The sequence below is a fragment of the Glycomyces sp. NPDC048151 genome, from assembly GCF_043202775.1.
Classification (GTDB): Bacteria; Actinomycetota; Actinomycetes; order Mycobacteriales; family Micromonosporaceae; genus Glycomyces.
The window spans coordinates 383,063-396,750 of sequence record NZ_JBIDBB010000002.1; the positions used below are offsets into that span (position 1 = coordinate 383,063).

Sequence of the window (13,688 nt, forward strand, 5' to 3'; positions counted from 1 at the left end):
GCTCAGGACGGCGCCGGGACGTCGTCGTAGGTCTCGGGGATCTTGAACCAGTTGAAGTCGTCGACCGGCCAGAACAGCACGAAGGCCTTGCCGATGACCGCGTCGACCGGGATCGTCGAGGACTCGACGTCGCCGCCGGTGCGCACGTAGCGCTCCCGCGAGTCGCCCGAGGCCGAGCGGTGGTCGCCCATGACCCACAGGCGGCCCTCCGGCACGACTACGTCGAACGGGTCCTGCGAGGACTTGTCCTGCTCCCCGGTCAGCGGGTTCGTGTACAGGTACGACTCTTCGTCGAGCGGTTCGCCGTTGACGGTGATGTTGCCTTCCTCGTCGGCGACGATGTGGTCGCCGCCCACGGCGATCACGCGCTTGATGAACTCATCCTCCTCCATGACCGACCGCCAGGACTCGGGCGCGGTGAAGACGATGATCTCGCCGCGCTCGGGTTCGGAGAAGTCGTAGACGAGCTTGTTGACGAGCACCCGGTCGTTGATCAGGAGGGTGTTCTCCATCGAGCCTGAGGGGATGTAATAGGTCTGGACGACCCAGGTCCGCACCACGATCGCCACGAGGATGGCGACGCCGAGCAGGATCGGCAGTTCCTTCCAGAACGATCCCTTCTTCTTCGGCTGCGTTTCTTTGGAGGTCTCCTCGACGCTCTCACCGTCAGCGCCGGGCGCTTGCCCTTCATCGATCACGGTCCGAGTCTACGCGCTCGCGCTCCGGACCCAGGTGTCAGCATCACCGTGCCGGGCAAGGAAGGCGGCTGCTGCCAGGCGGTATTCCAGGCTGCGGGGACGCCGTCCGCCACGGTGCCCGAGGCGGACTGGTCGCCTTCGGGGGCGGTGGTCCCTCCGGTGCCGTCGAGGGCGTCGAAGGCGGCGGGGATCTCCAGTTCGCGCGCCCTGTCGGTGGGCCAGACGAGGGCGATCGCGCGGCCGATGATGTTCTCCACGGGCACGGTGCCGGAGCACCGGGAGTCGGAGGAGTCGCCGCGGTGGTCGCCCATGACCCACACCTCGCCTTCGGGCACGGTGAGCTCCTCGAAGCGCCGCGCGCCGCACACGCCGGGTTCGATCTCGAGCGGGGAGTTCTCGTAGACGTACGCCTCCTCGTGGAGGGACACGCCGTTGACCACGACGTTGCCGTCCGCGTCGCAGCAGGAGACGGTGTCGCCGCCGACGGCGATCACCCGTTTGATGAAGTCCTTCTCGTCGGGTTTCGCGAGGCCGATGAGGTCGAGGACGCCGGTGGTGAAGGCCGAGAACGCGCCGTCGTCGCCGTCGGCGGGCCGGTACTCGGGGTCCCAGGAGTCGGTGCCGCGGAAGACCACGACCTCGCCGCGCTGCGGGGTGCGCAGCGTGTTGGTGAGCTTGAGGACGAGGACCTTGTCGCCCTCCTGGAGGGTCTGCTCCATCGACCCGGAGGGGATGTAGAAGGGCTGCACGGCGAAGGTGCGCAGCAGCACGGCCGCGGAGAACGCGATGACGAGCAGCAGCGGCAGCTCGACCCACAGCGACAGGTACTGGCGTTTGTGCGGCTGCGAGAGGCGGCTCTCGGTTCCCTTGGCGCCCTTGCGCTTCGGGGGATCGACGGCGACCTGGTCGTGGTCGGCCGTCGACCGCTCGACGCGGTCGCGTTCGGCCGCGACGCGGTCCTGGCCGCCCGTGGGGCCCTCGGGGCGGCGGAAGGTGCGGGTCGCGTCGGGGTCGCGGAGGCGGTGGGTGGCGTCGGTGCCGCCGGCACCGGTGCCGGCGACGGGGCCGGGACGGCGCGCGGGGGCGGGTGGCGGAGCGTCCGGCCCTTCGGGACCGGGGAGGCGGTCCCAGCCGATGCGGCGGGGGCCCTTCGCCCCGCCGGGGGTACCAGGACTCATGTGCTGAGGGTATCCGAAATCGGTGGACAGCGAAAAACCCCGGGCGAGGCCCGGGGTTCTCCGAAACTTGTGACGCGACTTAGAGTTCGCGCTTCTCCTTGATCTTGGCGGCCTTGCCCTTGCGGTCGCGCAGGTAGTACAGCTTCGCGCGGCGGACCTTGCCTCGCATGGCGATCTCGATGGAGTCGACCATGGGGCCGTGCACCGGGAAGGTGCGCTCGACGCCGATGCCGTAGCTCAGCTTGCGGACCGTGAAGGTCTCGCCGAGGCCCGCGCCGTGGCGGCGGATGACGACGCCCTGGAACACCTGGACACGGGACCGGGCGCCTTCCTGGACTCGGACGTTCACCTTGACGGTGTCGCCGGGACGGAAGTCCGGCACGTCGGCGCGCATGGAGGCGGCGTTCAGCTCATCCAGAATGTTCATTGGTTTCGACCTCATCGGTTTGATATTGCTCAGAAGTTCTACCGGGAGAGGTACCGCTTGAACGAACGGCACGTCACGGGAACCTGCTTACTCTGCCACACCTCACGAGGGCGGCTGGAACCCGGCCCCTTCGAGGAGGAGCCGGTCACGTTTGTCGAGGCTACCCGGGTCGAGCCGCTCCAGCAAATCGGGGCGGGCCCGAAGCGTGCGCAGGAGTGCCTGGTCACGCCGCCAGCGGTCGACCTTGGCGTGGTCCCCCGAGAGGAGCACGGGCGGGATCTCGTGGCCGCGCCATTCGGCGGGCCTGGTGTACGCGGGGGCCTCGAGGACCCCGTCGTTGTGGGACTCGTCGTCGAGCGACGCGGCGTTGCCGAGGACGCCGGGCACGAGCCGCGTGACGGCCTCGATGATCGCGAGCACCGCGACCTCGCCGCCGAAGAGCACGTAGTCGCCGATGGAGACCTCGGTGACCTCCATGCGGTCGGCCGCGTAGTCGACGACGCGCTGGTCGATGCCCTCGTAACGGCCGCAGGCGAACATGAGCCACGGCTCGGCGGCCAGCTCGTGCGCCATGGCCTGGGTGAAGGGGCGACCGGCCGGGCTCGTGACGAGCAGGCGCGGCGTCGCCTCCCCCGGGATGAGCTCGTCGAAGCACTCGCCCCACGGCTGCGGCTTCATGACCATCCCGGCCCCGCCCCCGGCAGGGGCGCCGTCCACCGAGTGGTGCACGTCGTGGGTCCAGCGGCGCAGGTCGTGGACGTTGAGGTCGAGCATCCCGCGCTCGCGGGCGCGCCCGATGAGCGAGAGGTCGAGCGGCTGGAGGTACTCGGGGAAGACGGTGACGACGTCGATCTTCACTACAGCTCCAGGAGGCCCGGCGGCAGGTCGACGTCGATCCGGCCGGCTTCGAGGTCGACTTCGAGGACCATGTCGGCGACGAACGGGATGAGCGCGGGGGTCTGGCCCTTGCGCTTGACGACGAGGGTCTCGTAGGCGGCGCCGTGGTCGACGCGGCTAACGGTGCCGACCTCCCCTGCCTCCTTGTCGACCACGGTGAGGCCGATGAGCAGGGTGTCGTGGACCTCGTCCTCTTCGGCGACGAGCTCTTCCTCTTCGACCTCGACGCTGAGCACGACGCCGCGCAGCAGCTCGGAGGCGTTGCGGTCGGCGTGGCCCTCGAAGCCGATCATCGGGCGGCCCTGGTGCCAGCGCACGGTGGCGGCCTTCAGCGGCGCGCCCTTGAGCTGGCCGCCTTTGGTCTGGTATTCGACGCCGGGCTGGAAGCGCAGTTCGGGATCGTCGGTGCGGACCTCGACGACGACTTCGCCGCGAAGCCCGTGCGGGCGCACGATCCGGCCGACCACCACTTGTGACACGAGAGAAACCCCTTTAAAAACAGCCGAACGGCCCCGAGGGAAACCCCGGGGCCGTTCGATAAGACTCAGTAGGAATCGACGACCTCGACACGGATGCCTTTGCCGCCGATCGAGCCGATGACCTGGCGCAGTGCGTTCACGGTGCGTCCCCCGCGGCCGATCACGGTCCCGAGGTCTTCCGGGTTGACCCGGACCTCGAGCCGCTTGCCGCGACGGGAGTCGACCAGACGGACGCGGACGTCGTCAGGATTGTCGACGATGCCTTTGACAAGGTGTTCAAGCGCCGGTCGCAGCACGATTACTCCCCTTTGGTCTCAGAGGCCTCGTCGGCAGCGGCCTCGACCTCTTCAGTCTTAGCCGATTCGTCGGCCTTGGCGGCGGACTTCTTGGACTTCGGCGCGGCCTTGGCGGCCTCCTCCGAGACGTAGGCCTTCGAGGGGTCGATGCCCGACTCCTTGAGGGCGGCCACGTACAGGGATTCCTTCTCCTGCTTCGGCTCGGCGGTCTTCAGCGGCGCCGGGGCCGGGAGGCCCTTGAACTGCTGCCAGTCGCCGGTCTTGCGGAGGATGGCCTTGACGGTGTCGGACGGCTGGGCGCCCACCGAGAGCCAGTGCTGGATGCGGTCGGACTTGACCTCGATCCGGGACGGGTTCTCCTTCGGGTGGTAGATCCCGACGTTCTCGATCACCTTGCCGTCGCGCTTGACGCGCGAGTCGGCGATGACGATACGGTACTGGGGAGTACGGATCTTCCCCATTCGCGTGAGGCGAATCTTAACTGCCACGTTTTGTTACTCCTGTAGTAAGGATCACGTTAGCGCGCACGACGTCCAGGGGAATTACTCCGGATTTCGTTAGCGCTGAAACTTGGCCTTGCGTCACGGTAGTTGAGAGGGCTTCCGTCCCAAAGCTCATGTACAGCGACCGAGTCTAGCGCACCAGGTGCCTAGTACTGCCGGGCGAGGTAGGCGATGAGACCGGGTTCATCCAGGGAGTCCGGCACCGAGCCGTCCTCGCGCTGGAGCACGCGCACGAACACCGCGGACTCGGCGGCCTTCGCCTCGCCCTCGACGCCGCACGCGTCCCACGGGATGCGGGCGTAACCGGCCTGGGCGGCCTCGACCGCGGCCTCGACCGTGGTCACGTCGACGGTGTGCGACTCGCGGAAGGCCACGGCCTCGTCCCACAGCTGGTCCTGGGCGCCCTGGAGGGCGGCGGCGACGGCCTCGGCGAGCATCCCGAGCGGGACGGTCTGCTTCGTGCCCTCGACGCGGCTGGCGATGGTCGCCTCGCCGTTCTTGAGGTCGCGGGGGCCGATCTCGATGCGCACGGGGTAGCCCTTGAGCTCGGCGTCCACGGCGCGGCGGCCGAAGGCCACGTCCCCGCGGTCGTCGAGCTTGACGCGCACGCCGTCGGCCTTGAGCTCCTCGTAGACCTTGCGCGCGGCGGTCTGGACCTCGTCGGTGTCCTTGACGACCATGACGAGGGCCTGGACGGGGGCGAGCTTCGGCGGCACGCGCAGGCCCGCGTCGTCGCCGTGGCCCATGATGAGGCCGCCGATCATGCGGGTCGAAACGCCCCAGGAGGTCGTCCAGCCGTGGGCCTGCTTGCCGTCCTTGCCCTGGAACTGGATGTCGAAGGCCTTCGCGAACTTCTGGCCCAGCTCGTGCGAGGTGCCCATCTGCAGGGCCTTGCCGTCGCGCATGAGGGACTCGACCGCGAAGGTGTTCAGGGCCCCGGCGAAACGCTGGGTCTCGGTCTTGATGCCGCGCAGCACCGGCAGCGCCAGCACATTCTCCATGAAGTCGGCGTAGACCTCGTGGAGGATGCGCAGCGTGAACGCGTGCGCGTCCTCATAGGACTCGTGGACGGTGTGCCCCTCCTGCCACAGGAACTCCGAGGAGCGCAGGAACAGACGGGTGCGCAGCTCGTAGCGCATGACGTTGCACCACTGGTTGAGCAGCAGGGGCAGGTCGCGGTACGAGTTGACCCACTTCGCCATGTACTCGCCGATGACGGTCTCGGAGGTGGGCCGGATCGCCAGCTTCTCCTCGAGCTCCTTGCCGCCGCCGTGCGTGACCATCCACAGCTCGGGGGCGAAGCCCTCGACGTGGTCGGCCTCGCGCGTGAAGTACGACTCGGGGATCAGCAGGGGGAACGACGCGTTCTCCGTGCCGGTCTCCTTGATGCGGTCGTCGAGCTCGGCGACCATGCGCTCCCACAGGGCGAAACCGGTCGGTCGGATCACCTGCGACCCCTTCGCCGGGCCGTTCTCGGCCAGCTGGGCCTTGGTGATGACGTCCTGGTACCAGCGAGGGAAGTCCTCGCCCTGCGGTGTGAGTACATTGGCCATAATCAGCGATTCTAGTGGTCGCGCCCGTAGGAGCCGCAATCGGATAAGGCCGCATGGGGGCCGCGTCTCCTCGGCTGGATGACCGATAGGCAAAACGGCGACCTCGGTCCTTCGGCACGCCTTCGGCGGGTACTGAGCTCATGCTCGGCTCGCAAGCGTCGCCGAGGCAGGACGGCACCTGTCGCATAAGCTGTCGTCGTGACAACACCCATGCTGGCAGGTGACCGCGGCCTGACGGCCGCCGAGGTGGCCGAACGCGTCGAGGCCGGAGCCGTCAACGAGGCCAAGCGCCACACCAGTCGACCGCTCTCCGCGATCCTCCGCGCCAACTTCTTCACACCGCTCAACGCCGTCATCGGCGTGCTCGCGGCGATCGCGATCGGCTTCACCGCCGTAGAGGAAGGCTTCTTCGAAGGCCTCAAGCAGGGCCTCTTCGCGGGCGTCATCATCGCCAACATCGCCATCGGCACGATCCAGGAGCTGCGCGCCAAGCGCACCCTCGACAAGCTCTCGCTGATGAACCGCTCCAACGCGAAGGTCCTGCGCGACGGCGAGGTCCAGGAGATCGACCCCGCCAGGATCGTCCGCGACGACCTCGTCTACGTCGAACCGGGCGACCGCATCGTCGTGGACGGCCCCGTCGTCGAGTCCCGCAACCTCGAGATCGACGAGTCGCTGCTCACCGGCGAGGCCGACCCCGTCGCCAAGGCCCCCGGCGACGAAGTGCGCTCCGGGTCCTTCGCCGTCGCCGGGACCGGGCTCTTCCGGGCCGAGCAGATCGGCGCGGACTCCTACGCCGCCAAGCTCGTCGAGGAGGCCAGCAAGTTCACGCTGGCCCGCTCCGAACTGCGCGAGGGCATCAACCGCTTCATCAAGCTCATCAACTGGCTCATCGTCCCGATCGCGATCCTGCTCATCATCAGCCAGCTCGCCGACGCCGCCAACTGGCGCGAGATCATCGTGCGCACCGTCGCCGGGATCGTGCCGATGATCCCCGAGGGCCTCGTGCTCCTCACCTCCGTCGCGTTCGCCGTCGGCGTCATCCGCCTCGGCACCCGCCACGTCCTCGTCCAGGAACTGCCCGCCATCGAAGGCCTCGCCCGCACCGACGTGCTCTGCCTCGACAAGACCGGCACCCTCACCGAGGGCGGCATGGACGTCGACGAGATCCGGCCCATCGACGGCACCGACGGCGACGGCGTCCACGCCGCGCTCGCCGCCCTCGCCGCCGCCGACGACAGCCCCAACCCGACCATGCAGGCCGTCGCCGAACACCTCAAGGAGCAGGGGACCGCCGACCCGAACTGGCGCGTCATCGACGTCATGCCGTTCTCCTCGGCCCGCAAGTGGTCCGGCACCCGCTTCACCGACAACGGCACCTGGCTCCTCGGCGCGCCCGACATCCTCCTCGAGCACGGCGACCCCGTCGCCCTCGAAGCGGACATGCTCGCCGCCCAGGGCATGCGCGTGCTCGCGCTCGTCACCGCCGAGTCCGCCTCGACCACCGGCGGCGTCTCGGGCGTGAAGGCCCAGGCCCTCGTGGTCCTGCGCCAGCGCCTGCGCGAGACCGCCGCCGCGACCCTCGCCTACTTCAAGGAGCAGGGCGTCAAGGTCAAGATCATCTCCGGCGACTCCCCCGCCGCCGTCGGCGCGGTCGCGGCCCAGCTCGGCGTCGAGGGCGCGGCGGACACCGTCGACGCGCGCCGCCTCCCCGAGGACCCCGAGGAGCTCGCGGACCTGCTCGAGCGGGCCACGATCTTCGGCCGCGTCAAGCCGCACCAGAAGCAGGCGTTCGTGAAAGCCCTCCAGTCGCGCGGGCACACCGTCGCGATGACCGGCGACGGCGTCAACGACGTGCTCGCGCTCAAGGACGCCGACCTCGGCATCGCCATGGGCTCGGGTTCGGCCGCCGCGCGGTCGGTCGCGCAGGTCGTGCTCCTCGACGACGAGTTCGCGACCCTCCCGCACGTCGTCGACGAGGGCCGCCGCGTGCTCGGCAACATCGGCCGCGTCTCGAACCTGTTCCTCACCAAGACCGTCTACGCGATCTCGCTCGCGCTGTTCATCGCGATCGGCGCGATCTCGGCGTGGATGCTCGGCAACGACCCGCTGCCGTACCCGTTCCTGCCGATCCACCAGTCGCTCATCAACCTGTTCACGATCGGGCTCCCGGCGTTCTTCCTGGCGCTCGCGCCCACGTTCGAGCGGGCCAAGCCGAACTTCGTGAAGCGCGTGCTCAAGTTCGCGATCCCGGCCGGGATCTGCTGCGCCGTGCCGACCTTCATCGTCTACCTGATGTCGCTGGCGCACGACGGCACCGATTCGCAGCTGCCGCAGACGACGGCGGCGATCACGCTGTTCTGCCTGGCGCTGGCGGCGCTGGCGATCGTGGCGCGCCCGTACGTGTGGTGGAAGGCGGTCCTGGTGGGCGGCTGCGCGCTGGCGTTCGTGACGGTGCTCGCGGTCCCGCCGTTCGCCGAGTTCTACGAGCTGGAGCTGCCGGGCGTGTGGAACACCACGGCGGCGGCGATCGGCGTCGGCTCGGGTGTCGCGGCGCTGCTGTTCTGGCTGGTCGTGCGCCCCAAGCACCTCAAGGACTAGCAATCGCCCGGCCCCCGCTACACCGGATGTAGCGGGGGCCGTGGCGTGTCCGTAGCGCCTCCTGGTTGAGAGCAACTAGCGAAACCAGGAGGCGGAAATGTCGCAGCGCGAACTCGCGATCCGGGCCGAAGGGCTCGTCAAGCACTTCAAGGACGTCAAGGCCGTCGACGGCGTGGACCTGGAGGTCCCGGCGGGCACGGTGTACGGCGTGCTCGGCCCGAACGGGGCCGGGAAGACCACCACTGTCCGGATGCTGGCCACCCTGCTGCGTCCTGACGCGGGGAACGCCACGGTATTCGGCCGCGACCTCATCACTGACGCCGCCTCGGTGCGGTCGCAGGTGAGCCTGACGGGCCAGTACGCGTCGCTGGACGAGGACCTGACCGGGATCGAGAACCTGATCCTGCTGTCGCGGCTGTACGGGTACACCAAGCCCGCCTCGCGGGAGCGCGCGGCGGACCTCTTGGAGGCGTTCGGCCTGACCGCTGCCGGTTCCAAGCAGGTGAAGGCCTACTCCGGCGGCATGCGGCGGCGGCTCGACATCGCCGCGTCGATCATCGTGACCCCGAAGCTCCTCTTCCTGGACGAGCCGACGACGGGCCTGGACCCGCGCAGCCGCAACCAGGTGTGGGACGTGGTCCGCACGATCGTCGGCGAGGGCACCACGGTGCTCCTGACGACCCAGTACCTGGAGGAGGCGGACCAGCTGGCGAGCCGCATCGCGGTCATCGACACCGGCAAGGTCATCGCCGAGGGCACGCCCGGCCAGCTCAAGTCCTCGGTGGGCGCGGGCTCGATCCGGGTGCGGCTGCACCACGCCGACCAGCGCGAGCACGCCCAGAAGGTGCTCACCGAGGCGCTGCGCGGGGAGGTCGCGCTGGACGACGACCCGGTCGCGCTCACCGCGCGCCTGGCTCCCGGCGAGGACACCGCCGAGCAGGGCTCGCACGCCCTCGGGGAGCTGGCGCGCGCCGGGATCCTCGTGGACGACTTCTCGCTCGGGCAGCCGAGCCTGGACGAGGTGTTCCTCGCCCTCACCGACAAAGTCGGCGCTTAGCCCCTACGGACTTTAGGAAGGAAACCGCAATGACCGTCACTCACTCCACTACGAAGTCCGATGTCGACGCTCCGGCGCCGGTCGAGAGGGAGCACCTGCGCCGCCTGCTGGCGACCGGGGAGCGCCCGGCGGCGCCGAGCGCGTTCACCTCGGCGCGGGCGTTCGCCTGGCGCTCGATGCTGAAGATCAAGCACGTGCCGGAGCAGCTGTTCGACGTGCTGCTCTTCCCGATCATGATGCTGCTGATGTTCACGTACCTGTTCGGCGGCGCGATCGCGGGCGGCACCGGCGACTACCTGCAGTTCCTGCTGCCGGGCATCATGGTGATGAGCATCGTGATGACCACGATGTACACGGGCATGAGCGTGAACATCGACATCAACAAGGGCGTGTCGGACCGGTTCCGGACGCTGCCGATCTGGCGGGCCGCGCCGATGGTCGGGTACCTGCTGGCGGACGTGTTCCGTTACGCCGCAGCGGGTGCGGTCATGCTCGGCACCGGTCTGGTCATGGGCTACCGGCCCGAGGGCGGCGCGGTGGGCGTGCTCCTCGGCGTGGGCCTGCTGCTGCTGTTCAGCTTCGCGTTCTCGTGGCTGTGGACGTGGCTGGGCCTGATCACGCGGTCGGAGAAGACCGTCATGTCGATCTCGATGTCGATCATGTTCCCGCTGACGTTCCTGTCCAACATCATGGTCGACCCGTCGACGATGCCGGGCTGGCTGCAGCCGGTCGTGAAGAACACGCCGATCTCGCAGCTGGTCGACGGCGTGCGGGGCCTGTTCGACGGGAACGTCGACTCGACCTCGATCATGACGACCTTCATCTGGTCGGCAGGTTTCATCGCGGTCTTCGGGTTCCTGACGATCAGGGCCTACAACCGCAAGTAGGGCTTCAACTGGAAACACCCGGCAGGGGCCGGGCGGGGTCTCCCGCCCGGCCCTTCGCCGTTCACAGCTCCCATTGGGGCGCTTCGGATCCGGGGCGGTAGACGCAGGCGGAGCCGGTGGCGACCGAGCCGTGCAGGTGGGCGGCCAGCGCGGGGTGGGCGGCCTCGATCTTCTTGAGGGTGTTGCGGATGCGGTTGGTGACGCTCTTGCGGGCGCGTTCGGCGTTGTCGCCGAGGCGGCGGGAGCGTCCGCCGAGCCCGGTGGCGGCCTTGAGCTGCTCGATGAGGGCCTGGCGTTCGGCGTCGAGGCGGGCGGCGCGGGCGTCGTCGCCGAGTGCGGCGGCGGTGTCGATCTGCTCGTCGAGGGTTTCGAGGTGGTCGCGGAAGCGGGCGCGGGCCTCGGCGTCGAGGACGTCGTCGCCGCCGAGCCGGGCGTCGGCCGCGACCGCTTCGCCGCCTTCGGGGTCGAGGAGGTCGACTGCGGCGACGTCGACGCCGGGCTGGCGCAGGAGCCGGTGGAGGTCGGCGAGGCCCTTGGTGTGCGGGAGGTGGACGCCGCGGCCGTCGTAGCGGAGGGTCCAGGTGGAGCCGTCGCGGCGGAACACGGATCCGGCGGTTTCGGTTGCGGGCGTGGGCGTCTCGAGTGCGGCGGCGGCTTCGCGGGCGGCGTCGGCCCAGGGGCGGGCGCCGAGGCGCTCGGACTGCTCGACGGCGAGTGCGAGGTGGGCGCGGGCGGCGTCCTCGTCACCGGCCGCTGAGGCTAGGAGCCCGAGCCAGTGGGAGACGGGGCCGTGGACGCTGGTGCCCCACAGGGCGACGAGCCATTCGCCTTCGACCGGGGTGAGGCGTTCACGAAGGCGCGCAATGGTGTCGGTGTCGTCTTCGGCGATGGCGAGTTCGGTCTGGAAGCGGATCCACAGGTACTCCCAGGGGCTGCGGAGGGCGGGCCCGTCGCCGAGGCGCGCCTTGACCGCCCGCGCGCCCGCGACGTCGCCGCGGCGCAGGGCGCTGAGCCCGGCGAGCAGGTCGGGGTGCCAGGCGCCGAAGGCCTCGCCCCAGCCGCGCGAGACCGTCGTGGGCACGTCCCCGCGCGCGATGCTCAGCTCCCAGCGGAGGTGCTCGATCATGTGGAGGTACATGGGGTCGCCCCCGGCGGCGTCGGCGGCTGCGGCGATGTGCGCCTCGGCGCTCGCGAAGCGGCCCTGGACCATGTCGATCACGGACCGGTCGACGTCGATGCCGGAGCGCCAGCGTTCGGAGTCGCTGGCCTCGGCGAGCGCGCAGAAGCGTTCGAGCTGGTCGAGGAAGGCGGGGTCGCCGCGTTCGAGGAGCACGACCCAGCCGAGCGAGGCCGCATACAGGCGCATCTCCATGTCGCCGGTGCGGCGGCTGAGCTCGCCGAGCTCCTCGACGATGGCCTGGCGTTCGGCGGCGGTGCCGGGGCCCCAGTTGACGGCGTGGGTGGCCCACAGGCCGAACGAGAGGTCCTCGTCGGAGCCGCCCGCGCGGGCGGCGAGCATGTACGCGTAGAGCAGCCGCCTTGTCAGCTCGTCGTGCGGGAGGCCGGGTTCGGGGGCCTCCCCGGCGAGTTTCGTGTACGCGAGGGTCTTGACGCGCACGAGCTCGGGGATGCGGGCGTCTTGGGGGACCTCGACGGCGGCGCGGGCGAGGAGCATCGGGTCGCCGGAGTCCTCGGCCTCGTAGAGGGCCTGGTCGTAGAGGGCGCGGCCTTCGTCGCGCTTGTTCGCGTCGGCGCGGCTGCGCCAGAGCACGGCCCCGGCGAGTTCGAGGCGCAGGAGGACCTTCTCGCGGACCATGTCGGGGGTGCAGCGTTCGAGCGCGCGGCGGCAGTGGCGTTCGGCGCCTTCGACGCTGAGGCAGCTCTGGGACTCCTTGGCGGCGCGGGTGAGGAACTCGACGGCGGTCTTGGGGTCGAGGTCGTCTCCGGCGAGCCACGCGTGGTGGGCGATCTCGGTGGAGAGCATGAGCTTCTGCAGGGACTCGTCGGCGACGAGGGCGCGCACGACGCACCCGTGGTGGTGGGCGGCCTCCTCGTTCGACATCGTGTCGTAGAGGGTCTCGCGCACGAGGTCGTGGACGAACACGTACCGGTCGGCCTCGCGGCGCACGAGCCGGGTCTGGCAGGCGGCGTCGAGCGCGCCTTCGATGCGGTGCAGGTCGAGCCCGGAGGCCTGGGCCATGACCCCGGCGTGGAACTCGCGGCCGCCGACCGAGGCGAGGGTGAGCATCCTGACGAGCGGTTCGGGGAGCTGCTCGATGCGGCGCTGGAGCGCGTCGCGCATCCCGGCGGTGGTGGCGTCGACGCGCTGCCCGGAGGCCCACAGCTGCGCGGTCTGCTCGACGAAGAACGGGTTGCCGCCGGTGCGGCGGGTGATCTCGGCGACCGTGGCCGCGTCGGGCGCGTCGCCGACGGTGGTGCGGATGAGCGCGGCGACGCCGGTCTCGTCGAGCCCGTCGAGACTGATCATGGTGGCTTTGGCGACGAGCGGGAGCATGCGGGCGCGCAGGCGGTGGCCGGGGTCGATCTCGGAGTCGCGGTAGGTGCCGACGAACAGGAGGCGTTCGAACCAGGTGTGCTGCGAGGCGAACTTGAGCAGTTCGAGGCTGCCGGGGTCGGCGAAGTGGAGGTCGTCGAGGACGGCGAGGACGGGGCCGCGCTGGGACGCGGCGATGAGCAGCTGGGTGACGGCGTCGTACAGCTCGAACTGGTCGGGCGCGGAGCCGTCGCCCTGGCCGAGGAGGGCGTCGACGGCCGGGGCGGGGCGCAGCTCCTGCCAGGCCTCGGGGCCGAGCTGGGCGCGCAGGGACCTGAGGACCTGGACCCAGAGCCAGTGGTCGGGGACGGCCTCGGACTCCCACGAGGTCGCGAACGCGACCGTGAGGTCGTCGCGGTAGCGGGCGGCGACGTCGGTGACGAGCGTGGACTTGCCGATGCCCGCCTCGCCGGTGACGAGGGCGAGCCCGCCGTGGCTGGACACGGTGCGTTCGACTGCCGAGCGGAGGGCCGCCGCCGGATGGTCGCGGCCGATCAGGAAGGTCACCCGACCAGTGTGGCCGAAGGGTGCGACAGCCGCCATCGGGTTCTGGTCCTA

Annotated in this window: 12 protein-coding genes; 3 read left to right on the plus strand and 9 right to left on the minus strand. The window is 70.0% G+C overall.

Going from position 1 to position 13,688, the window contains the following annotated elements; genetic code table 11:
- Positions 1–2: 2 nt before the first annotated feature.
- The 8 genes from lepB (ACGGCP_RS05220) to proS all read right to left on the minus strand — a co-directional run bounded on the left by lepB (ACGGCP_RS05220) (position 3) and on the right by proS (position 6,031).
- On the minus strand, positions 3–698 hold the full coding sequence (gene lepB, locus ACGGCP_RS05220) for a signal peptidase I (protein WP_392961307.1): 696 nt from the start codon (positions 696–698) through the stop codon (positions 3–5).
- Positions 695–1,876, minus strand: coding sequence for a signal peptidase I (lepB, locus tag ACGGCP_RS05225; protein WP_392961308.1), 1,182 nt, complete (start codon positions 1,874–1,876; stop codon positions 695–697). The genes lepB (ACGGCP_RS05220) and lepB (ACGGCP_RS05225) overlap by 4 nt, the downstream gene beginning before the upstream one ends.
- 79 nt (positions 1,877–1,955) lie before the next feature.
- Positions 1,956–2,303 carry a 50S ribosomal protein L19 gene (gene rplS / locus ACGGCP_RS05230; RefSeq protein WP_392961311.1) on the minus strand — a complete coding sequence of 116 codons (348 nt, stop codon included), beginning with the start codon at positions 2,301–2,303 and terminating at the stop codon, positions 1,956–1,958.
- Between the two features lie 102 nt (positions 2,304–2,405).
- Complete coding sequence (gene trmD, locus ACGGCP_RS05235) at positions 2,406–3,161, minus strand: tRNA (guanosine(37)-N1)-methyltransferase TrmD (RefSeq protein ID WP_392961314.1); 756 nt, start codon at positions 3,159–3,161, stop codon at positions 2,406–2,408.
- Entirely contained in the window at positions 3,161–3,679 is a 519-nt protein-coding gene (gene rimM / locus ACGGCP_RS05240) for a ribosome maturation factor RimM (protein WP_392961316.1), read from the minus strand. Before rimM ends, trmD begins: the two co-directional genes overlap by 1 nt.
- Positions 3,680–3,744: 65 nt before the next feature.
- The gene (locus ACGGCP_RS05245; protein ID WP_344473217.1) at positions 3,745–3,978 is read right to left on the minus strand and encodes an RNA-binding protein; all 234 of its coding nucleotides are present in this window, start codon (positions 3,976–3,978) and stop codon (positions 3,745–3,747) included.
- Positions 3,978–4,463: a 30S ribosomal protein S16 gene (rpsP, locus tag ACGGCP_RS05250; protein ID WP_392961319.1), complete on the minus strand. Its 486-nt coding sequence runs from the start codon at positions 4,461–4,463 to the stop codon at positions 3,978–3,980. The genes ACGGCP_RS05245 and rpsP overlap by 1 nt, the downstream gene beginning before the upstream one ends.
- A 161-nt stretch (positions 4,464–4,624) precedes the next feature.
- Positions 4,625–6,031, minus strand: a complete 1,407-nt coding sequence (gene proS, locus ACGGCP_RS05255) for a proline--tRNA ligase (RefSeq protein ID WP_392961322.1) — start codon at positions 6,029–6,031, stop codon at positions 4,625–4,627.
- Between the two features lie 198 nt (positions 6,032–6,229).
- On the opposite strand from proS, the gene ACGGCP_RS05260 reads away from it, so the two are divergent.
- From ACGGCP_RS05260 to ACGGCP_RS05270, 3 genes are all read left to right on the plus strand, one after another.
- The gene (locus ACGGCP_RS05260; RefSeq protein ID WP_392961325.1) at positions 6,230–8,632 is read left to right on the plus strand and encodes an HAD-IC family P-type ATPase; all 2,403 of its coding nucleotides are present in this window, start codon (positions 6,230–6,232) and stop codon (positions 8,630–8,632) included.
- A 97-nt stretch (positions 8,633–8,729) separates the two neighbouring features.
- Positions 8,730–9,689 (plus strand): ATP-binding cassette domain-containing protein, encoded by a 960-nt coding sequence (locus tag ACGGCP_RS05265; protein ID WP_392961328.1) that lies wholly within the window; start codon positions 8,730–8,732, stop codon positions 9,687–9,689.
- A gap of 29 nt (positions 9,690–9,718) precedes the next feature.
- On the plus strand, positions 9,719–10,576 hold the full coding sequence (locus ACGGCP_RS05270) for an ABC transporter permease (RefSeq protein ID WP_392961330.1): 858 nt from the start codon (positions 9,719–9,721) through the stop codon (positions 10,574–10,576).
- Between the two features lie 61 nt (positions 10,577–10,637).
- Here ACGGCP_RS05270 and ACGGCP_RS05275 read toward each other — a convergent pair whose 3' ends face one another.
- Positions 10,638–13,637, minus strand: coding sequence for an ATP-binding protein (locus ACGGCP_RS05275; RefSeq protein ID WP_392961332.1), 3,000 nt, complete (start codon positions 13,635–13,637; stop codon positions 10,638–10,640).
- Positions 13,638–13,688 lie beyond the last annotated feature (51 nt).